Here is a 21,231-nt window from a genome sequence, read left to right on the forward strand (position 1 = left end):
GCTATAATTTTAATTACCAGTTCTTTAGAACGTGAATTTATATTGATCAAAGGAGGTTCATTTTCTTGCAGCTTATTCACTTCGCCATCCTATCACCTTTTTTACTTGCCTTTGTCGTCCCTTTTCTCTTTAAATACGTAAGGCGTATACATACAGGATGGTTTGTTCTCATCTTGCCTATTCTTTTATTTACCTATTTCATCCAAATGCTCCAGATCACCTCGAATGGACGAACGTTGTTCTCACAAGCTGAATGGATTCCCTCTCTAGGGATGAATTTCACTGTGTATGTAGATGGTCTCAGCCTGTTATTTGCTTTACTCATCACAGGTATTGGTGCACTTGTGGTACTGTACAGTATTTTCTACTTATCAAAGGAAAAAGAACAGCTTGGCTCTTTCTATACGTATTTATTAATGTTTATGACCGCTATGCTTGGTGTTGTCCTCTCTGACAACATGGTCGTACTTTATTTGTTCTGGGAGCTAACAAGTATCTCTTCCTTCCTCTTAATTGGGTATTGGTATAAGCGTGAGCGTTCCCGTTACGGAGCAACCAAATCACTGCTTATTACTGTGTTTGGCGGATTGGCTATGCTTGGCGGCTTCATCCTCATTTACCTGATCACTGATTCATTCAGTATTCGCGAAGCAGTCAATCAGCTTCAGCTCATTATGGCATCACCTTATTTCATCCCTGCGATGGTTCTCATTTTACTAGGGGCCTTCACGAAATCAGCGCAGTTCCCATTTTATATTTGGCTGCCTGATGCTATGGAAGCACCAACCCCTGTAAGCAGTTATCTGCATTCTGCTACTATGGTCAAAGCCGGTATTTATCTGGTTGCCCGCTTTAGTCCGATTTTTGCTATATCAGAGGTGTGGTTTTGGACCATTTCGATTGTCGGACTTATCACACTATTCTGGGGATCTTTCCACGCCGTTCGGCAAAATGATTTGAAAGCCATTCTGGCCTTCTCGACAGTGAGTCAACTCGGTATGATTATGCTCATGCTAGGAGTAGGCGCAGCTGCCATTCATGAAAACAACCCTGCCTTTTTTGGCGCAGCCGTTCTTGCTGCTATTTTTCATCTCATTAACCACGCGACCTTTAAAGGTAGTCTCTTTATGGCAGCAGGGATTATCGATCACGAAACAGGTACACGTGATATTCGCAAATTAGGTGGATTAATGACCATCATGCCAATTACCTTTACAATTACGTTAATTGGTACATTCTCGATGGCTGGACTCCCGCCTTTTAATGGATTTTTAAGTAAAGAGCTATTTTTCACAAGTATGATTCGGATTTCTGACATCAGCTTTACGGATGTTTCAACATGGGGGGCTGTCTTCCCTGCTATCGCTTGGCTCGCTAGTGTGTTTACGTTCATCTACAGTATGATGATCGTCTTCAAAACATTTAGAGGCCGTCTGAATGTCGATCAATTGGAGAAAAAACCGCATGAAGCACCGATTGGTATGCTGATCCCGCCAATTATTTTAGCTGCACTTGTGGTCACGTTTTTCTTTTTCCCTAATATTCTTGCCTATTCTGTCATTGAACCTGCCATTCAAGCGATCATTCCAGAAGCCATTCAAACAGGAAGCCGCTTTGCCGTAAAAATTGAAGCGTGGCATGGATTCCAGCCAGAGCTTTACATGACAATTGGTGTAGTTGCGCTCGGTACCATTGGCTATTTAACGCTGTCGAAATGGCGCCCAATGTACAACATATTTAAAGAAAAATGGTCATTTAACGCTTTGTATGATCGTTCACTTATAGGTGTAGAAAAAGGGGCTTACCGCCTAACAAACAGCTATATGACAGGATTCCTTCGTGACTATCTTGTCTATGTATTTGGGTTTATGATTATCGTGCTTGGCAGCGTGATGTTCTACAAGCAAGCCTTCTCATTTCAAACTGAGCACGCTGCATCAATCGGCACGTACGAAGTCATCCTTTCACTTGTGATGGTCGCAGCGACAGTCACGACTGTATTTGCTCGTTCACGCTTAACAGCTATTATTGCGCTAGGTGTTATGGGCTACACGCTGTCATTGTTCTTCGTGATTTTCAGAGCACCTGACCTTGCGCTGACACAGCTCATTATTGAAACCATTTCTGTCGCGCTGTTTTTACTTTGCTTCTATCATTTGCCAAAGCTGAGTCTGAAGCAAAAAACACGAAGATTTAAATTAACAAATTTGATCATCTCATTAGGTGTTGGAGTCGTTGTCACCTGTCTTGCTTTCGCTTCAACAAGCCAGCAGTCTCTTGACACAATTTCAACGTACTTCATTGAAAACAGCTACAAACTGGCTGGCGGAGACAATATTGTCAATGTCATTCTTGTCGATTTCAGGGGCTTTGATACACTCTTTGAGATTACAGTGCTGGCCATTGCGGCACTCGGTATTTATGGATTATTGAAGGTAAAAGCACAAGGAAAACGGAAGAGAGGCGTACGGCGATGAGAAAGATTGATACGAATGATATGCTCTTACAAGTCACTACTAAAATTACAGCATTCATCATCTTGCTTTTCTCACTTCACCTATTTCTTGCAGGACATAACAATCCTGGCGGAGGATTCATTGGCGGTTTGATGAGTGCTGGTGCTGTCGTTCTTCTGCTTTTAGCCTACGACCTTAAAACAGTCAGACGCATTTTACCATTTGACTTTATTTATGTGGCTGGTGTCGGTTTGCTCGTTGCCATCCTAACAGGTATGGGATCTTTTCTGTTCGGAGCACCTTTCCTATCCCATGCATTCGATTATTTCCAACTGCCGTTTCTAGGGAAAACAGAACTGGCGACAGCGGTCCTGTTTGATATCGGTGTGTATTTAGTTGTTGTTGGTGTCACCATGACCATTATTCAAACGATTGGAGAGAAGGAATAATGGAATTTCTAATGTCTATTATCGTCGGAATCATTTTTATGGCAGCGACCTATTTAATGCTTTCAAAAAGCCTTCTGCGGGTCATCGTCGGTACTGCCGTTTTAAGTCACGGCGTCCATTTGCTTCTATTAACAATGGGCGGCTTAAAAAAGGGAGCACCTCCTATTTTGAAAGAGGGGCTCACATCCTATGTAGATCCATTGCCACAAGCATTAATTTTAACAGCCATTGTCATTGCTTTTGGTGTAACATCCTTTTTGCTGGTGATGGCCTTCCGTGCCTTCCAAGAGCTGAGAACAGATGACATGGATCAAATGAGAGGAAATGATCAGCATGAATAATCTCGTGATCCTGCCTATATTAATTCCATTACTAGCTGCTACATTATTGATCTTTATGAATAAAAACACCATGCTGTCGAGAGGCTTTAGTGTGTTTGCATCTCTTTTAGCCATTATCTGTAATGTCTATTTGGTCCAAACGATTTTCACAAACGGCATACAAACCCTTTATTTGGGCGGCTGGAAAGCACCGTTTGGCATTGCCCTTGTGGCCGATCAGTTTGCTGCGCTTCTTGTTTTGACCGCTTCCATTGTTGGACTTGTCACAGTTCTTTTTTCCTTTCAAACGATTGGGAAAGAAAGAGAGCGACTGTTCTATTATTCTGGTGTCCAATTCTTGTTAGCTGGCGTCAGTGGTGCCTTTTTAACGGGAGATATTTTCAACCTGTTTGTCTTCTTTGAATTGTTGCTAATGGCATCTTATATGCTCATTGTTCTGGGTGGTTCAAAGCCTCAGCTTCGTGAATCACTGAAATACATTGTGTTTAATATTATCTCATCGGCATTATTTATTGTTGGCGTAGCGTGTTTATATGCAGTCACAGGCACACTGAACATGGCTGATTTAAGTGTGAAAATAGCTGAATCTGGGCAAACAGGGTTAATCACCGTGATTGCCATTCTGTTCCTGATCGTATTTGGCTTAAAAGCTGGGGTCTTCCCCCTTTATTTCTGGCTGCCAGGGTCTTATCATGCACCGCCGGCAGCGATTTCAGCTTTGTTTGGCGCACTGCTGACAAAGGTCGGGCTATATGCGATTGCCAGAGTCTTTACGCTCATCTTTATACATGATACAGGTTTTACACATACAATTATGGCTTGGCTAGCCGCTCTAACGGTTATATTCGGTGTCATTGGCTCTATCGCCTATTCTGATGTGCAAAAAATTGTGATTTATAACATTGTCACAGCTGTTGGTGTCATTTTGTTTGGGATTGCGGCCAATACACCGGCATCACTCCAAGGCGCCATTTATTACCTCATTCACGATATGGTGATCAAAGGAGCTCTATTTATGCTTGCAGGGGCACTGTTTGTGTATGCTGGAACCAATCATCTGAAAAAAATGGGTGGGCTGATTCAATCCCAGCCTCTACTCGGCTGGATGTTCTTCATATCGGCTTTATCACTTGCGGGTATTCCTCCGCTAAGTGGATTTGTTGGCAAGCTGAAAATTGTTGAAGGTGGGTTTTCTGCTGAGTACATGACGTTCTCTATCCTTGTTTTACTGTCCAGTCTTCTTGTCCTTTATTCTGTTATGAGAATTTTCATGCTCGCGTTTTGGGGAGAGGAACAGGATATGCGAAGAAGAAAGCCATCCATTAGAGGAATGGTGTATCCTGGGGTACTGCTTGTTATCTTATCGCTTGCGATTGGATTAGGCACAGAATTCATTGCACCTTATATCAATCAAGCTGCGGAAATGCTTTCAACACCAGAAAAATATATTCAAGCTGTGCTGAAGGAGTAGATGAACATGGCCTTTCAAATATTATTAAACGCTCTCCTCGCCTTTACATGGATGTTTATGAATGATACATACAGAGCTGCAGACTTTGTATCAGGCTTTGCACTAGGGATGATCGCCATTTTTATGCTACGGCGATTCTTCCCGCAACGTTTTTACGGCTATGCCCTTTATGCGATTTTCAAGCTCGTCATCATTTTTATCAGAGAGCTGCTTCTTGCCAATTTGAGTGTACTCAAGACGGTGTTATCTCCAAAGCTAAAGATCAAGCCTGGTATTTTCGCCTTTCGTACAGATTTAAAAACAGATTGGGAAATCACCATACTGGCTAATATGATTACATTAACACCTGGTACACTGGTCATCGATATTTCGGATGATCGTTCGATTTTATATATTCATGCGATGGATATTGAAGATGCTGAAAAAGCCATCCACGATATTCGGGTATCATTTGAAAAAGCGATTCAGGAGGTGAGCGGTAAGTAATGGAACTGATCTTGCAAATGTCACTTGGGATTCTTGCGCTGTCTACTTTGCTTTTTGTCATACGGGTCATCAAAGGACCTTCTATTCCTGATCGCGTTAGTGCGCTTGATGCGATAGGAATCAATTTAATTGGGATGACAGCCATCGTGTCTATCTTACTGAAAACCACGACGTTCTTTGAAATTATTTTACTGCTCGGTATTCTTGCCTTTATCGGCACTGTCGCTTTTTCCAAATTCCTTGAGAAAGGGGAAGTGATTGAAAATGATCGTCATCGCTAAAGCGATCGTGATTTTCTTTATTCTGCTTGGCGCCATTCTTTGTCTGGTCTCAGCCATTGGTGTCCTTCGCCTACCGGATGTTTACACACGTATGCATGCTGCATCAAAAGCATCGACACTTGGTGTTGTTCTCATTTTAGTTGGTGTATTCTTTCATGAATGGTTTCTTGCAGGGATCATCTCTGCGAAAATCCTGCTTGGAATTGTCTTTATCTTTCTGACCGCACCAGTCGGCGCTCATTTGATCGGAAGAGCCGCTTACAACACTGGTGTGAAAATGGACAAACGAAGTGTCCAAGATGATTATGGCGGTTTCCGTAACTTTGTGATTAAACGAAAAGAAGACTCTTATTTATAAATGAAGAACCTGACATTCAGGTCTTGTTCACTTTACCTGCATGTTCATAAAAGGGTATTAAAAAAAGCTTCCGCTGCACCGGGAGCTTTTTTATATGCGATCAATGACAGCGAGTGTACATCTTGACGTACAGATATGACGGTCTCGATCATCTTTTATATCGATTTGGAATACCATTGTACGCCGTCCTACATGTACAGGAACAGCTGTAGCTGTCACCACTCCATCACGTACAGATTTTAAATGATTGGCATTGATTTCAATACCTGAACAAACCTGCTGAGTTAAGTCTAAATGAGCAGCAGCACCCATGCTTGCCACTGTTTCTGCTAGAGCAGCTGATGCTCCTCCGTGCAGTAATCCAAATGGCTGTTTTGTTCGGTGATCGACTGGCATTGTCGCCACGCATCGTGACGTATTGCATTCCACAATCTCAATCCCCAGTGCCTCAAGCAGTGTATTTGAACCACTCACATCCATCAAGGCCCTCTCCCTTCACACGTTTACAGCACACTTTCCGATTTTGCAATTAACACCGCTTCTGTTCGAGATCCAACATTCAGCTTATTAAAGATGGAGGTCAAACTGTATTCAATTGAGCGTTTGCTCAAATGAAGCACATCGGCGATCTCTTGGTTTGTGTACCCTTTTTCCACTTCTCTTAAGATTAAACATTCACGCTCTGTTAACAGCTCATGATCCGTCTGCTGCGCCTGTTCTGGCTTCTCTTGCTGCTGTGAAATTAATTTCTTTAAATAGGATAGCTGAATGACAACTTCTCCTTGCAATGTGCGGTGTATGTATTCAATAATTTTGTCTTTTGTCTCTGTTTTACTTATTGCACCATGCAATCCAGCTCGAATGGCCTCTTCGAAATAATCATCTACTTCATATCCTGTATAAATGATAATTTTCACTTGTTGATTCGTTTCTAGAATTTGTTTGGCAATGTCCATTCCATTGATATCCCCGAGATTTAAATCCATCAAGATCACATCATAGATGGAAAAGTCATGCGTCTTTAAAAAGGCGCCTTCTGCATCAGGACTTAAACAATCGACTGATAGCTGCTGATCTGATTCTAATATGCTTTTTGTCCCTTCCATGACAGCCGGATGATCATCAATGACCAATATCTTCTTCATGTCTTCCTCCCTTTAAATCACTCACTTCCATTTTATATAAAAGACTTGGCAGATGCCAAGTCTTATTCCTTAAGAAATCGTTACAATTCCATTTCAATTTTCACCTTGAGCCCTTTTTCAGGTGCCGTGTGAATTTGAAGCTTTCCATTTAGAGCTTTGACTCGTTCCCTTATGCCAGAAAGACCCATGCTCATCGTGTGCTGATCAAGCTGGCTTGCATCAAATCCGACTCCATCGTCCTCATAATGGAGAACAACTTGATCTTTAATACAAATGAGCATCACTAAGACTTGGCTGGCCTTAGAATGCTTCAACGCATTGGATAACAGCTCCTGCACAATCCGGTAAATATTCAGCTGTGAGTCAATATCAATGTCCAGTTCTTTATCAAAGCGGGTTGTATTCAGCCTAATATGAAATGGCGCTTCCTCTTGAATTTGCGAAGTCAGCTTCGAAATTGCCTTCACTAACCCCAAATCATAGAGGAGCTGCGGCCGAAGTTCATGACATGTTTCTCTCGTGGTTTGAATCACCTTAGACATTTGTTCATTCCATGAGATCAATGAATTTTCAATAGATGTTGGGCATTGGTTGTTTTGGAAATTGGTTAAGAACATCTCGGACTGTCTCTTCAGTGAAATCAAATCCTGCAGCACAGAATCATGAAGATCCCTTGCTAAATCTGAACGCTGCTTTTCTTCCATGGCGAACATGACTTTCTTCAGCCAGGCGGGATTGGCTTCCCGCTGTTTCAAATCCTCAAGATGCTCCATCAATTCTTCAATCTTGACGACATTTTCTAAACTGACACTTGTGTAAAATGCCAATGTTTTCAGCCATGAGATTTCATCGCGGGTCAATTTCGGCGTCTGTATATTGGATAAGCAGCAAATCATAAACGAGTGACCGCCCCGCTCTCCAATTTTCATCATAAACCCTTTATCAAGCTCGATGATTTTCCCAACTTCACCTAAAATATCTTGAAATTGATCCACGTATTCTTTCCATAACTTACTATCATTTGTTGATTCATCAATTTCAATCATTTCTCCATTAGCCTTCACCTCTAGCACAAAGGCTTTATTCACAACGAGCACTTCTAAAATGGTGTATTTCAAATGATACAGTACTTGATGAAGTGATGACGCCTCACGAATAAGCTGCGTAAATTTAAACACGCTGTCTTGGTAATTATACTTCTCTGAAAAACGTTTCAAACGAAAACGGAAATCTAAAATTTCTTTGAAATAGAAAACAGCCAACATGAGTGTATATGTGATGAATGCGAGCTTCAGTGTGTACTTTAAATCTTCTGGTTTTTGCAGAATATAAAACGTGACAACAACTAAAATGGTCGGTGTAATGGCAATAAATCCATAGTATTTAAGTCTACTAATCAAGAAATCCATATTGTAAAGTTTGTTCGTCATGAATTGATACACGAGTGAAAAAGGAATGAGCAATACAAAAGAAGTTAAGAAAAAGGGATCTACAACATAAATACGAAACAAAACATATGGAATTGCAAATAAAAATATAAACGGACAAAATGCTATGATATTAATCATGACAAAAAACTTTAAAACAGACCCCTGCTCTGTCTCTTTATATTTCTGCATTCCATTAATAATGACTTTGAATGACATGATAATAGAAGCAAAAAAGAATAAAAGATTTAAACTCGGCATGTATCTGGCTATCGCCGAATCAATTGGAACAAACAGCTCTATTACTAGATTAGTTATAGGAAGACTATATAAAATATAAATTGTTTTTCGAGTCGTTATATGCAGGTCAAACTCTTTGAAATATTGATAAATGAAATGAATATAAAAGATAAATACACTTGATAAACAAAATGTGATGACATAATGGCTAAATCTATCACCAATACCCGAAGTACCTGCACTAAGATATCCGATACAAATCGTTAATAAAAATAAAACTAAAAGAAATGCTGATTTTCGTTGGATCTCTTTGTTAATACGAATGATAAAGAAGATACAAAATAAACATATTGAATACAGGATGAGAGGAATTATATAGACAAATAAACTTTCTTGACCAATCAATGTCTTATTTTTTAGGGTGATCATTTGGTTGCCTCTTTGAATATCAATTCTTTGCACATTCCTAAGCTCACCATTGATCAAATGATCTTTGTTGTTAGCAGATTCTCCATTGATTTTAAGTATAATATCTCCTTCTTCTAATCCTGATGTGTAGGCTAAAGAAAGATATTCGACTTTGACAACTTCTGCTTGACCATTCTTGTTCTCCTCAACACGTGCTCCATTAAAAATATCAAATACATAAATATATGAAACATAGATCACAAATAAAAAAGACAGAAAAACAAAAAAAGCAGATAGTTTCGTATAAGTTATCTTCATGTATAAAACATCCTTAACTGGAGAACTTTTAAATCAAGTATCATTTATAGTACCATATATAATCTGCAGACATTTGCCCTTTTTTTATGCCTTGAATGATTGCTTTCATCGTTTCCTCATCTGTGTGAATTAAACTTGCATTCCCTAAGTCCAATTCATTCACAACACTAGGATTTTTCACTAAATATGCAATAACATTTTGAATGTTCAATCATTGCCCTCCTTTGTCATATATGCATATAATTGTTCCTTTTTCGTTTTAGGCAAATCAAGTTGTGCAATTCCTTGCTTCATTTTTAACAGCATAATCTCTCTCATCGATACCATGTACTGAGTCAAACCAGCTTCAAGTAACTTTTGCTTCAGTTGAAACGGCTTTTGCTCTGACTCATCCAGCCGGTTAGAAAAGAAGGAAAGAAGCTCTAGACTGACATTGTTAAAATGTCTTTGTAAATAACTAAATGCCAGCGTTTGTTTTTTTTGAAAATCTCCGTTTGTTTTTGAAAATAACGCAAAAAAATCGTTACTGATTTGTTCAGCAACACCATAATATATCGAATAAGATTCTACAGTGGCATTCATTTTTCTTGTCGCTAAATAAACACCCAGTACGCTAGAAAGAGCTGTTAAAGATCCCGATTTTTTCCTTAAAACCTCTACACAATCTTCTTCTGTTCCATACAAATGACTCAAATCCTCATGCTGCCCTTCCATAGACATTTTGATGAAGTGGAACAGTTTCTCTATTAGTTGAGAATTATTTTCACAAATTGATGTGATGAATTGGATACTCACCGTATACAAATACGTAGCAGCATTGATGGCCGCCCCTTGGTTGACGTTCATCCAAGGATACGAATCATTGTCCTGATCTTCAATATCATCTAATATATCGGCAGATAAGATGAGAAGTTCAATCCCTGCTGCCAGTTTTGTAATCGCTTGCTCGTCTTGTCCGCCAAATGCCTCATAATGTTGGTAAGCCAATTGTCCAAAAGGAAATTCATTCTTTATATCTGTAAATTCGAGAAGCAGCTTTTGTAAATCATTTTGCCTGACTGCATGTTGAATAAAATCAGACATTTTCTGCTTGATTTTTGTATTCTCTAGATAGTTTAGCATACTCGATCTTGATCCTCACCCTCTCGCCTCTTATTTTACTAAAAAGAAATAAGCAAATGTCCACTGACATCACTATTTAACAATTATATAATAATATATCCTTTTTTTGTATGTATTTGGATAAAAAAAAGACTTGATGGTTATCAAGTCTTTAAGAAATTTTCACATATTCATATTTGTCGTATTGATCAATGCTTTTGTTAATGTTATGAAGAGAAGCCGTTGTTTCTCTAATTTCGTTTTCAAGTTTCCATAATAATTGTTTAAGTTCTTCGATTTCATACTTTTCCATCGATTCCACTCTCCTTTTTTGGAAGATCAATGTATTTGTGTATGTTGATTGGGTCATAAGTATTTGATCTGTTACTAACAGTGTAAATGCTATTGAGTATTTTTTCACCGAAAAGTATGCACAAAATGTGTGCGTGATACCGCAAAATTCAATAGGTCTTTTTTCATCATTTTCAGACTTTTCAAATGATACTTTTATCTCAATTTCAAAGGAAATACGTCATTTTTGCGACATGAACAGGCATCATTCGTCACAATTCTTGTGTAACAGAACGTATGATCCCTTCTGTTTCCTCGGTTTTTCATGTTATAGGTCAGACGACAGGCTCTACTGTAGACACCGCAATTTTTTGGCGACATTCACCGAAATTGACCGCAAAAGTACCTATTTTTATGATGAATATGCAAAGGTAGAAAGATCATTTTGATTCTTTATTCGGATTTTCTTCATACATTTAGAACAGATATCCGTCCAAATTCACTTCAATGAGAGAAGAGGTGACCATGTGTTTTACTATGTTCCTTATCCTCCTTTGCAGGTTCCCGCAATGGGGAACGCATACCTGCGAACACCTATGACTTTTCCTCCAGTAGATGCTCATGCGTTTCAAAAGGCTGCAAAGGAATCAACCCGTCTCGTTGCTGATGCATCCCTCATTACACAGCAGATTTCCGGTTCGCTTTCGTTTGGACAGCGAATCATGGAAGCTGCTGAACGTGCTGACACCGCAAGTGTGATTCGAATGCTGAAGCAGATTGGGGTGAAAAGCAATATCGATATCCGCTTTAGTCCAGAAGGCATCCGCATCTACTTATCCCTCTCTTCAAGCAGGCTTTTTCTACTTTTACAGTGGGGATAACAAAGAAAGAAGCCGCTCTAGTGTGAGCGGCTTTTCTTAAGATTCAAACATTTTATGACACCATTCAATGGCTTCTATATAACAGCCGTAGGCTTCCTGCTTAGGGAGACTTCCACCTAACATCTCATCATCCCATTCATTTCGTTCAATACGTTTGGCAACGTCTAACACAAGGAAATAGTCATTTTCATAGCCAAGCAGTGCCTCACCTACTTCATCCGAAAGAGGCAGTTCTTTCACAAGTTCAGTAATGTCCGCCCTGACAAGCGTATCAATGAGTGAAAACATACCTGTTAGCATATAAGAAGCGGGATGCTCTCGTTCAGTTCGACTAGCAATGAGTTCACACGTTTTGGCACGAATGAACGACATTTTGATGATTTCCTTTTGGCTTGAGTTGGCTTGGACATTTAGTTCTTTAAATGAAAGGATAAAGATCCATCGCCGTATTTCATTAAACCCAAGCAGGATAATCGCCTGACGAATACTCTTGATTTGATAAAGACGTCTCATGCCGCCAGAATTCAGCATTTTTAATAATTGATATGAAAGGGAAAGATCACTTTCTATAAAGTGCGTCACGGTCTGAATATTCGGCTGCTCCTTGCTCAGCTCATTCAATAGCTGATGGTATGCGTGGAAGCTAGTCGATAAGGCTCGTCCCGAAATGACGTGCGGCTCACTAAAGAAATATCCTTGAAACAAATGGAAGCCAGCTTCTAACGCTTCTTCATATTCTTTTCGCGTTTCTACCTTTTCAGCAAGGAATCGAAGTCGATACTTTTTATATGTATGTAAAATGTCTCTTCGTTCTTCACATGTTGTTTTCAGAAAATCAATTTTTAAAATATCAATGCAATAGAGGAGTTCATCGAGTAACTTGTCATGAAAATGTGTTCCACTCAGAAAGAAATCATCGAGCGCAATCGTGTATCCCCACTTTTTTAATTGCTTACATCTCATAATAAGTGCCGGAGTAATCGGTACATTTTCTAATATTTCGATCACAAGCTGATGTGGATCAAAATAAGTGAGCAGATCAGACGAAAGCAAGCTTTCGGTGAAATTGATGTAGCATCGTTTTCCTTCTGTCAGTGTTTCGATGCCAATGTTTAAAAAACTATTGATAATGAGGTCGGTTGTCGCTTGATCACCATCTTCAGCGCTATATGTATTGGTTTCACTATCTCTATAAAGCAGCTCGTATGATACGACTTGTTCTTTTCTGTTAAAAATAGGCTGCCTTGCAACAAACACCCTCAACTGCTCCATTCCTCCTTTATGCAATGACAAACAAGATGTGCTTTCAGTATACCAAATGATTGCCCATAAGGTTCATTTTGAATCGTCCAACATTAAAAAAAGAGACCATCTGGCTTGATGATCTCCTTTCCCGGGGTAATCAGCTTTCATAAAGCTCTTTTTTGATTTTATTTTTCACATCATGGATAAACTGCATCTTATTATCCCAGCATTTTTGACTCAAATCGACTGGGTATTCTTCTGGTTTGCTGATTCGTTTGTATTCCTCCCAGAAGAGTCCGAGACTGTCCTGCACATATGCTTGAATCGTTTGGATATCTGGATTATCATACACCAGCTTCCCTTGTTCAAAAATTGGGACATGAAGGTCCTTTGCCACAAAATTTGTCACGAATTTGCTGATAAATGTATGAACTGGATGGAACATTTTCAGCTTATCTTCACTTTGAACATCTTCTTCTTCAAGGGCAATGTAGTCTCCCTCAGAGTGATGATTCAATTGATTGATAATGCGATACACTCGTTTACGGCCTGGTGTTGTCACTTTCTCTGGGTTAGAAGAAATTTTGATCGTGTCATTCATCTGACCGTTTTCTTCAATCGATACAAGCTTATATACAGCACCAAGAGCTGGCTGATCGAATGCGGTAATTAGTTTCGTTCCAACACCCCATACATCAATTTTTGCACCTTGTGCTTTTAAGTTCATAATGGTGTGTTCATCAAGATCGCTTGATGCAATGACTTTTGCGTCATGGAATCCAGCTTCATCCAGCATCGTTCTCGCCTTTTTAGACAAGTAGGCAAGGTCTCCGCTATCAAGTCTGACTCCAATAAAGTTGATTTTATCACCGAATTCTTTCGCTACCTTAATCGCATTTGGAATGCCTGATCTGACCGTATCATATGTATCCACTAAAAAGACACAGTCTGTATGTGTTTCGGCATATTTTCTAAATGCAGTATATTCGTCGCGATATGCTTGTACAAGCGCATGGGCATGTGTGCCTGATACGGGAATATTGAAGCGTTTCCCTGCACGGACATTACTTGTTGCCTGAAATCCGCCGATCAGTGCTGCTCTTGCTCCCCACATGGCTGCATCCATTTCATGGGCACGTCTTGTTCCGAATTCTAATGCTGTCTCATCTTCAATGATTCCTTTAATACGAGCCGCCTTTGTTGCAATTAGCGTCTGGAAGTTCACGATGTTGAGCAGTGCCGTTTCAATTAGCTGCGCTTCAACAAGTGTTGCCTCGATGCGCATAATAGGTTCATTCGCAAAGACAATTTCTCCTTCTCTCATTGAATGAAGTGTCCCTGTAAATGACAATCCGCTTAAGTATTCAATGAAATCGCTTTTATAACCGAGTTCATCTTTTAAATATGCAAGGTCGCTCTCGGTGAAGGAGAAGTCCGATAAATATTCAATCGCTTTCTCTAAACCAGCAAATACAGCGAAGCCGTTGTCAAATGGAAGCTTTCTAAAGAAAAGTTCAAAGACTGCCTTCTTCTCATGAATGCCGTCTCTCCAATACGTTTCTGCCATGTTAATTTGATAAAGATCTGTATGTAGTGATAAACTGTCGTCAATAAACCGATGCTCCAACTTCCATTCTCCTTCCCTTACTTAACCACTTTCGCACCAAGCGTATGCTCAAAGTGAGAAAGTGCCCACTCGTGCCCCGCTTCATTAAAACTCGCCACGGCATTCTCATGAATCACAAGTTCAAAGCCTTTATTGTACGCATCAACAGCTGTATGAAGTACACAAATATCGGTACACACTCCGGCTAGGTGAAGTTCAGTGATGCCACGCTCGCGCAGTTTCATTTCTAATTGAGTGCCTGCAAAAGCAGAGTATCTTGTTTTTTCCATATAATAGACATGTTTTAAATGTGTTGACGTGTGAAATAGTGAACTTAGTTTTCCGTAAAGTTCAATTCCTTCTGTCCCGCGAATATTATGGGGCGGAAATAACTTTGTCTCTGGATGATATGGATCTTGCTCTTCATGATGATCGACGGCAAAAACAACAAAGTGTCCTTCATCAATAAATGAAGAAGTGATCTCTGTGATCTTCGACTCAATCGCCTGTCCAGGCTTTCCGCACGTCAGTTTTCCATCGTCTGCAACAAAATCAACTGTATAATCAATACAAATCAATGCTTTGCCCATCCGCATCTCTCCCATATGCTCTTTTGAATCATTATAGCTTATTCATTTCACTAGGGAAACCTATTCAACAGATTCACGAGAAAAAGCTTTTTGAAAAAGCTCATCTTCTATATAGATGTGCTCTTGATTGATCGCATGCGGCACCTCTATCACAAGCCCAAAAGGTGAATGTGACTCGTGATGGTTGACCACTTTAAAAGAACAACCAGCGGCATTTGCCATTTTGACATATGGAGAATAAGAAGCATATGACAATTCACCATTTAAAAGAACAGTGGCCTCTCGGTTTGCCTTCAATACTTGCTCTACCTCTTGATACGGTTTATGTCTCGATACTTGCCCTTTTGTCAGAGCGAGAAGAGCACGTTCTCTTAATGAGCCGAGAAACATTCTTCGTTCATCGGGTTTTGTTTCAGCATGTCCAAATATCCCTTGCTGCAAATAAAAGTCTACGGATTCTTCTTTCATTGCTGTGTTCACTCCTGGTTTCTGAATTTACATTTCTGTGACCCAGTGCACAATTTTTTGTGCGAGTTCACGGGCTTCGTCTATTTCTACTCTTTTGTTTAAAGATTGTTCTAGTGCTTGCTCAAGCTGCGTTTTTTCGTCTTCATACGCGATAGAAATACTCCATTCCATGTCAGGTACAGCGACAAGCGTTTTATATTCTTTTTTATTTTCATGTAAATATACATTGTAGGTTGTTGGTTGCCCGCTTGTCAGATGCGCTTTTCTTATTTTCATTTGATGTGTTTTACCCCCCTTTTCTTCTTCCTTCTTCTATCCATTGTACCATAAAAAAAGACAGCTTCTGAAAAGGAGACCCTTTCAAAGCTGGCTATGCGTTAAAGCTCTTTTGCTGGCTGATCAGGTTTGAATCCCAAACAAATGTGACGTTCGGATTGTTGAAGAATTGAACAAAGTCTCCTGCATTATAGGTGCCTGAACCACCAGCGGAATGATCCACACTTTTTGGCGAAATGGCAAACACATCGCCGAAATGTGCAGAACCGTTTCCTATGACACGGTCAATATGAATGGGTCCAACAATTGCTGGCATCTTTCCACCACCTTTACTACCCTCATCATATGCCTAGCGGAACAATACGTGTCTATCCAACATAAAAAAGACAGCTGATATGTCATATGATCAGCTGTCTTTTATGCATTAAATGATTGAGGCTGGCCAAACAGTGTAAAGTCCCAAAGCATGGTGGCATTCGGATCGCTTGTCAGGGACATATAATCACCTGAATTAAAAGCTCCCGCTCCACCGGTCGAGTGATCTACAGCCAAAGGGGCAATGGCGAGAACGTCACCAAAAGTAGCCGAGCCGTTTCCGCCTAAAGACTCAATATGGATGGGTCCAACAATCGCAGGCATCTTCCTTCTCCTCCCTATTCGCTTATGTGAGTTATGTTATGCAAAAAGGGAAAAGTTGTGCATCTGCCCTAAACGTTTAGATGTTGTTCTTTTCGAGAGCGCTGACGCAGCTGAACCAATCTGACAATATTGAGTGTGATGGCTTTCAGCAGCGCATAGACAGGGACGGCAAAAATCATGCCAAGGATTCCGCCAAAACTTCCTGCCCCAATTAATAGCAAGATAATTGTTAACGGATGTGTGTTGAGACGTTTTCCAATGATCAATGGAGAAATGACGTTTCCATCGATCTGCTGAACAACAAGAATGACAATAACAGTCACAACCGCTTTTCCAGGCGAATCAAGAAAAGCAATGAGTACAGCTGGTGCCGCACCAAGATATGGCCCAAGATATGGAATGACGTTTGTCACCGCAATAATGATGCCGAGAATGAGCGCATATTTCACACCAATTAATAAGTATCCGATAAAACAAGCAACTCCGACAAATAAACAAACAACGATTTGCCCTTGTATGTAAGCAGCAAGCGTATCGTTTAATTCTTTAAAAATCTTCAATCCTTCCTTACGGTAAGGCATTGGCAAAAATTGAACGAGCTTGTCCGGAAACTTATGCCCGTCTTTTAGCATGTAAAATAAAATGAATGGAACGGTAATGACAGCGAGAGCAATATTCGCAATCACGCCAAACACCGCCGACATACTGGAAGCAATATTTTCCGGTAAATCTTTTAATGTCGAAACGATCGACTGTTCAAACTTTGAAACAGACACATAATCTTGGTTCATCATCCACGTAAATGTTTTAGAATGCGAGAAGTCGTTGATAAATTTCTGCATGTCCGTGACATACCCCGGGAAGCTTTTGACAAGTCCACCCACCTGCGTGACAATGACAGGTCCAGCAGCATTGACAACAAACGTGATAAGCCCGATGAATAGGAGATAAATAATCAGAATGGCGAGCGTCCTAGGTATCTTCTTCGACAAAAATCGTACAATCGGATTAAAGATGAAAAAGAGAATACCTGCCAGTAAAATAGGAACAAACAACGTTGAAGCAAATAAAATGATCGGCTGAAATAAAAACGAAACTTTTGTTGATACGTACACAATCAGTAAAACCAGTAATATTTGGAATGTCCAAAAATGAACTTTAGATTTTAACAAAGATGCTCCTCCTGTTACGTATTGACCTTATTAAAAAACTACTATTCAACCCACCTTCTGTCAACTGCTTCTTGTTTTAGAACCATATTTTTTGAAAAAAAAAGAACAATTGGTATATCATGCACTTTTTCCAGATATACATTCTGTAAGCATTGAAAAAAGCAGACACCTGTGCGTCTGCTTGCTACACTCTTTCACTGTGATCAGGCATCACCGACACGATTTGCTGGATCCGCACATAAAACACTGATTTTGCCCCCGCCTCAATCACAATATGATCCGGCATCACTTCCTTCAACTTTCCACGTACTGTATCTTTCACTGTTTGAACAATCAATCTCATACCGACTACTTTCTGCAATGTTTGATAAACATATGGATCAACTAATGAAACAAGCTGTGGACTTCCTTGTTGTGCCATGCTACCTGCCCCTTTACTTGTGTATTTACCCACAGCGTATGCAATGACCCATGTGAGTGTCACTCAGCAAACCCACAACATTATTACCGTATTTTTACATTTCGTATTTTTTTACAATTTTTAGAAGTATAATAGATTGGTGCTGCCAACATCTTAAATTATTTGAAGAGGTGAATGATCTTGAAAAAATTAATCTGTATCGTTGCTGTCATGCTCTTACTATCCTCTGCAAGTTATGCGCACGCAGGCACAATTGGAGATGCACCTGGTACACCAGGGAAGTGGTTTAAAGGAGAAGAACCGGTACAAAAAGACCTGTCAAAACCCCCACTTGTTTTTGTTCATGGCATAAACAGTTCTTCCTCCACATGGTCTGATCGAAACGATATGGCAAAACAAGCTGTTCTGAACGGATACGAAAGCGCGTTCATAGATTTGTATCCAGATCAGGACATGAAAAAGAATGGGAAACTATTAGCAGAAAAGTTAAAAGAAATCTATGAATTTTTCGGCAGAAAACTGATCGTAATCGGTCATAGTAAAGGCGGAGTGGATACGCAGGCTGCCCTCGTGTATTACAACGCTCATCCATATGTAGAGAAAGTCATCACACTTGGCTCTCCACACTATGGGACGCCGCTTGCGGATTTAGCCTATAGCAAAGGCGGAAGCTGGCTTGCGCAAATCCTTGGACAAAAGAGCGACGCGCTCTATTCTCTGCAAACCGGGATGATGGCAGCTTTTCGAAGTGAAACCGACCGGCTGGAGACGTTTCCTCATAAATATGTGACCTATTCTGGTTCAGATTGGGGAACCTTTGGCGGAGTGCTTTATTTAGGCGGCATGTATTTAAAAAGCTTTGGTGCAAACGATGGCGCTGTGACGGTCAGCAGCACAAAGCTAGCATATGCAAACAATATTTTAACAGGAAAGTGGGATCACTTTTCGATCAAAAACGGCACAAGCATGTTCCCCGTATTTCAGGCACAGCTGCATGCAAGTACCGCAAGCGCTGAAAGTGAAGACGAACAAGAGCAAGAACCAGTCTCTTCGGAGCTAAATACAAACGTTTATGTGAAAGGTGGAGAAAGTGAAAAGGATAAAACAGAAGCGTTCTATGTAGAGGAAGGAACGAATGGCCTATCGATTCAGTGGTTAAATGAAAGACAGGAAGTCAATCCAGAAATCGTTGCACCAAATGGCGATATCTTAACCAATTTGACGACATCCGAAGCATCATTCCCATATGAAGGCGCCTATTCACACCATGTACAAATCAATAAACCCGTTCCAGGAAAATGGACGATTCGATCAAATTCAGTAAAAAAGGATCCTTATTTGCTACTTGTATCCTTTGATTCACCATTGAATGAAGAAATTAAAATCGTTGCAGCGAAATCAGGAGATGCATCGACACATTCGAGCAAGCTGATTAAACGATTAAGCAAAACTGTAGAGACCACATATTTTAAAGATGCCGAGAAGGATCATCCACTGAAAACGAGCTCTTCATCAGCCGTTCAATTGAAAAAAGAAGGTGCTTATTCCGTCACGGTTCATTACACGGGTCTCACTGCGTCAGGGACGTCTGCATTTAACCGTACTGTGATCCGCACATTGTATGTGGATCAGCACGGAACGATTCATGGAGATATTCCATATTAAAACTAAACAGAGCGTTTCATGGGCTGAAGCGCCTGCTGCACCTTCTGATCCAAATCAGCAATTTTTTTGAGCGCAAGTGATTCATCTATTTGTCTGTAATGATGGTGTCCACCAGGCTCTTCGTCCATTTCATCTGCTTTCTTCACAATTTGCTGGAGTGTGTCCTTATGCAGGTCGCCCTCTGGCAAATATGAATCTGTGTGAAGCAAAATCGCAAGGGCAATCTCTTTGGCTGCTTTTGGTTCCTCGCCGAGCCGTATGAGCAGTTTATGTGCCCGCTCTGCCCCTTTAATGGCATGAATATCATTCCGTCTATATGTCTCGTAATCCCATTCTCCGCCTGCTGTATACCATTCATAGTGGCCGATGTCATGCAAGAGTGCTGCTTTCACAGCAAGATCCGGGTTAATCCCCGCCTGCATCGCCAGTTTGAATGCGTGATAAGCACAAGCAATAGCGTGGGCTTTTCCTGAACGATTTAAATATTTTTGAGCGACTGGATGGGTGTAAACATCCATTAATGTAACCTTTCTCATGGAAACCCCTCCTTATCTATATTTTTAGCATCCTAACATATTCTGAAAAGAAACTCAAATGTTCTGTCATATTTCCGATGAGTCTCAAGTTTAGCTTATGCTCGATAAGCTGTCTTTGCTTGTACAATACGAAAAAAGCAGCCGTTATGACTGCTTTTTTTCATACTCACGGGCATCATATACACAACCGCCAGCTGGGTCATCTGCTAGAAGGTCGAGTAAAATACAGGCCACTTCATCTGGGCTCTTTAGCGTACCTGTTTCATGTAATTGCTGAAACCGTTCAATTTGTTCAAAGTCCTGTTTGGAGGATTTCCGAATCTCTCCCTGCATATCCGTATCAATCGTACCGGGTGAAAAGGAAAACGTGGTGACAGGATATGCTTCGTCCTGCTGTTCCTCATGTAAAGTCCTCATAAACATATCAAGCCCTGCTTTTGAACTGCAATAGGCACTCCATCCTTTGTACGGGTTTTTAGCTGCCCCAGAAGAAAGATGCACGATGGTTTTCTTCCCTTCAAGAGATTGTGTCTCCCTCACAAACACATGGCTGAGCAAAACAGGGATGACAAGGTTCAGCGTATAATGCTGATGAAGCGTATCCTCTCCGCCTTGCCCTGCACGCTTGATAGGAGTCACCATTCCTGCATTATTGACAAGCAAGACGTCATCAGCGTCTGCGAGAGTTTGCGAAGACAAGATGCCCTGAAGCCATTTTGCAGCCGATTCCTCATCTGTGAGATCGACCTGTGAATGCGTGAGGTGTGGATGGGATATTGGCGACTCACTTCTTGCAGCGGTGTACACGTTATCCCCGCGTGAAAGTAGCTGTTTGACAAGTGCTAAACCAAATCCTTTTGATCCGCCTGTGACGATTGAAATTCGAATGACAATCTCCTCCCTTAATAATACTATTTTAAATAGTGAATCGGTATCACATCAAGCAATCTGCATAAAGAA

The 21,231-nt window shown here is 40.5% G+C and carries 26 protein-coding genes; 9 read left to right on the forward strand and 17 right to left on the reverse strand.

The window, feature by feature from the left end; genetic code table 11:
* The first annotated feature begins 65 nt into the window (after window positions 1-65).
* From NST15_RS14710 to mnhG, 7 genes are read left to right on the forward strand one after another with little or no spacing between them, the layout of a single operon-like run.
* The gene (locus NST15_RS14710; protein WP_035389255.1) at window positions 66-2,477 is read left to right on the forward strand and encodes a Na+/H+ antiporter subunit A; all 2,412 of its coding nucleotides are present in this window, start codon (window positions 66-68) and stop codon (window positions 2,475-2,477) included.
* Entirely contained in the window at window positions 2,474-2,905 is a 432-nt protein-coding gene (locus NST15_RS14715; RefSeq protein ID WP_008345843.1) for a Na(+)/H(+) antiporter subunit B, read from the forward strand. Before NST15_RS14710 ends, NST15_RS14715 begins: the two co-directional genes overlap by 4 nt.
* Window positions 2,905-3,246, forward strand: a complete 342-nt coding sequence (locus NST15_RS14720; protein ID WP_003213576.1) for a Na(+)/H(+) antiporter subunit C — start codon at window positions 2,905-2,907, stop codon at window positions 3,244-3,246. The genes NST15_RS14715 and NST15_RS14720 overlap by 1 nt, the downstream gene beginning before the upstream one ends.
* On the forward strand, window positions 3,239-4,717 hold the full coding sequence (locus NST15_RS14725; protein WP_056702623.1) for a Na+/H+ antiporter subunit D: 1,479 nt from the start codon (window positions 3,239-3,241) through the stop codon (window positions 4,715-4,717). Before NST15_RS14720 ends, NST15_RS14725 begins: the two co-directional genes overlap by 8 nt.
* 6 nt (window positions 4,718-4,723) lie before the next feature.
* Complete coding sequence (locus NST15_RS14730; protein WP_008345848.1) at window positions 4,724-5,203, forward strand: Na+/H+ antiporter subunit E; 480 nt, start codon at window positions 4,724-4,726, stop codon at window positions 5,201-5,203.
* Window positions 5,203-5,484 carry a Na(+)/H(+) antiporter subunit F1 gene (locus tag NST15_RS14735; RefSeq protein ID WP_008345849.1) on the forward strand — a complete coding sequence of 94 codons (282 nt, stop codon included), beginning with the start codon at window positions 5,203-5,205 and terminating at the stop codon, window positions 5,482-5,484. Before NST15_RS14730 ends, NST15_RS14735 begins: the two co-directional genes overlap by 1 nt.
* Window positions 5,468-5,842, forward strand: a complete 375-nt coding sequence (mnhG, locus tag NST15_RS14740; protein WP_035701201.1) for a monovalent cation/H(+) antiporter subunit G — start codon at window positions 5,468-5,470, stop codon at window positions 5,840-5,842. Before NST15_RS14735 ends, mnhG begins: the two co-directional genes overlap by 17 nt.
* A gap of 90 nt (window positions 5,843-5,932) precedes the next feature.
* Here mnhG and NST15_RS14745 read toward each other — a convergent pair whose 3' ends face one another.
* The 6 genes from NST15_RS14745 to degQ form a co-directional block, all read right to left on the reverse strand.
* Window positions 5,933-6,322 (reverse strand): hotdog fold thioesterase, encoded by a 390-nt coding sequence (locus NST15_RS14745; RefSeq protein WP_008345855.1) that lies wholly within the window; start codon window positions 6,320-6,322, stop codon window positions 5,933-5,935.
* Window positions 6,323-6,345: 23 nt separating this feature from the next.
* Complete coding sequence (locus tag NST15_RS14750; RefSeq protein ID WP_007500477.1) at window positions 6,346-6,987, reverse strand: response regulator transcription factor; 642 nt, start codon at window positions 6,985-6,987, stop codon at window positions 6,346-6,348.
* 80 nt (window positions 6,988-7,067) lie between these two features.
* The gene (locus NST15_RS14755) at window positions 7,068-9,380 is read right to left on the reverse strand and encodes an ATP-binding protein (protein ID WP_035701206.1); all 2,313 of its coding nucleotides are present in this window, start codon (window positions 9,378-9,380) and stop codon (window positions 7,068-7,070) included.
* A gap of 40 nt (window positions 9,381-9,420) precedes the next feature.
* Complete coding sequence (gene comX / locus NST15_RS14760) at window positions 9,421-9,591, reverse strand: competence pheromone ComX (RefSeq protein WP_074041927.1); 171 nt, start codon at window positions 9,589-9,591, stop codon at window positions 9,421-9,423.
* Entirely contained in the window at window positions 9,588-10,502 is a 915-nt protein-coding gene (locus NST15_RS14765) for a polyprenyl synthetase family protein (RefSeq protein ID WP_342498609.1), read from the reverse strand. Before NST15_RS14765 ends, comX begins: the two co-directional genes overlap by 4 nt.
* A 151-nt stretch (window positions 10,503-10,653) precedes the next feature.
* Window positions 10,654-10,794: a degradation enzyme regulation protein DegQ gene (gene degQ, locus NST15_RS14770; RefSeq protein ID WP_003213123.1), complete on the reverse strand. Its 141-nt coding sequence runs from the start codon at window positions 10,792-10,794 to the stop codon at window positions 10,654-10,656.
* Window positions 10,795-11,299: 505 nt separating this feature from the next.
* On the opposite strand from degQ, the gene NST15_RS14775 reads away from it, so the two are divergent.
* Window positions 11,300-11,653: a hypothetical protein gene (locus NST15_RS14775; RefSeq protein ID WP_017358939.1), complete on the forward strand. Its 354-nt coding sequence runs from the start codon at window positions 11,300-11,302 to the stop codon at window positions 11,651-11,653.
* A 36-nt stretch (window positions 11,654-11,689) separates the two neighbouring features.
* Here NST15_RS14775 and NST15_RS14780 read toward each other — a convergent pair whose 3' ends face one another.
* From NST15_RS14780 to NST15_RS14820, 9 genes are all read right to left on the reverse strand, one after another.
* Window positions 11,690-12,916 (reverse strand): HDOD domain-containing protein, encoded by a 1,227-nt coding sequence (locus NST15_RS14780; protein ID WP_035701209.1) that lies wholly within the window; start codon window positions 12,914-12,916, stop codon window positions 11,690-11,692.
* 139 nt (window positions 12,917-13,055) lie between these two features.
* The gene (locus NST15_RS14785; RefSeq protein WP_007500472.1) at window positions 13,056-14,525 is read right to left on the reverse strand and encodes a nicotinate phosphoribosyltransferase; all 1,470 of its coding nucleotides are present in this window, start codon (window positions 14,523-14,525) and stop codon (window positions 13,056-13,058) included.
* 17 nt (window positions 14,526-14,542) lie between these two features.
* Window positions 14,543-15,094 carry an isochorismatase family cysteine hydrolase gene (locus NST15_RS14790; protein WP_025207909.1) on the reverse strand — a complete coding sequence of 184 codons (552 nt, stop codon included), beginning with the start codon at window positions 15,092-15,094 and terminating at the stop codon, window positions 14,543-14,545.
* Window positions 15,095-15,154: 60 nt separating this feature from the next.
* Window positions 15,155-15,562, reverse strand: a complete 408-nt coding sequence (locus NST15_RS14795) for a YueI family protein (RefSeq protein WP_046344389.1) — start codon at window positions 15,560-15,562, stop codon at window positions 15,155-15,157.
* Between the two features lie 27 nt (window positions 15,563-15,589).
* Complete coding sequence (locus NST15_RS14800) at window positions 15,590-15,838, reverse strand: YueH family protein (protein ID WP_008345876.1); 249 nt, start codon at window positions 15,836-15,838, stop codon at window positions 15,590-15,592.
* A gap of 94 nt (window positions 15,839-15,932) precedes the next feature.
* Window positions 15,933-16,154, reverse strand: coding sequence for a spore germination protein (locus NST15_RS14805; RefSeq protein WP_008345878.1), 222 nt, complete (start codon window positions 16,152-16,154; stop codon window positions 15,933-15,935).
* Between the two features lie 101 nt (window positions 16,155-16,255).
* Window positions 16,256-16,477: a spore germination protein gene (locus tag NST15_RS14810; protein ID WP_008345880.1), complete on the reverse strand. Its 222-nt coding sequence runs from the start codon at window positions 16,475-16,477 to the stop codon at window positions 16,256-16,258.
* 68 nt (window positions 16,478-16,545) lie between these two features.
* Entirely contained in the window at window positions 16,546-17,649 is a 1,104-nt protein-coding gene (locus tag NST15_RS14815; protein WP_008345881.1) for an AI-2E family transporter, read from the reverse strand.
* 184 nt (window positions 17,650-17,833) lie between these two features.
* Complete coding sequence (locus tag NST15_RS14820; RefSeq protein WP_003213721.1) at window positions 17,834-18,070, reverse strand: YuzF family protein; 237 nt, start codon at window positions 18,068-18,070, stop codon at window positions 17,834-17,836.
* Window positions 18,071-18,250: 180 nt separating this feature from the next.
* On the opposite strand from NST15_RS14820, the gene NST15_RS14825 reads away from it, so the two are divergent.
* The gene (locus NST15_RS14825) at window positions 18,251-19,735 is read left to right on the forward strand and encodes an alpha/beta hydrolase (protein WP_342498610.1); all 1,485 of its coding nucleotides are present in this window, start codon (window positions 18,251-18,253) and stop codon (window positions 19,733-19,735) included.
* Window positions 19,736-19,737: 2 nt separating this feature from the next.
* Here the strand turns inward: NST15_RS14825 and NST15_RS14830 are convergent, their stop codons facing one another.
* On the reverse strand, window positions 19,738-20,271 hold the full coding sequence (locus NST15_RS14830) for an HD domain-containing protein (protein WP_019743370.1): 534 nt from the start codon (window positions 20,269-20,271) through the stop codon (window positions 19,738-19,740).
* 144 nt (window positions 20,272-20,415) lie between these two features.
* On the reverse strand, window positions 20,416-21,159 hold the full coding sequence (locus NST15_RS14835) for a (S)-benzoin forming benzil reductase (RefSeq protein WP_342499061.1): 744 nt from the start codon (window positions 21,157-21,159) through the stop codon (window positions 20,416-20,418).
* Window positions 21,160-21,231 lie beyond the last annotated feature (72 nt).

The organism is Bacillus sp. FSL R5-0820 (assembly GCF_038593385.1).
GTDB lineage: Bacteria > Bacillota > Bacilli > Bacillales > Bacillaceae > Bacillus > Bacillus altitudinis.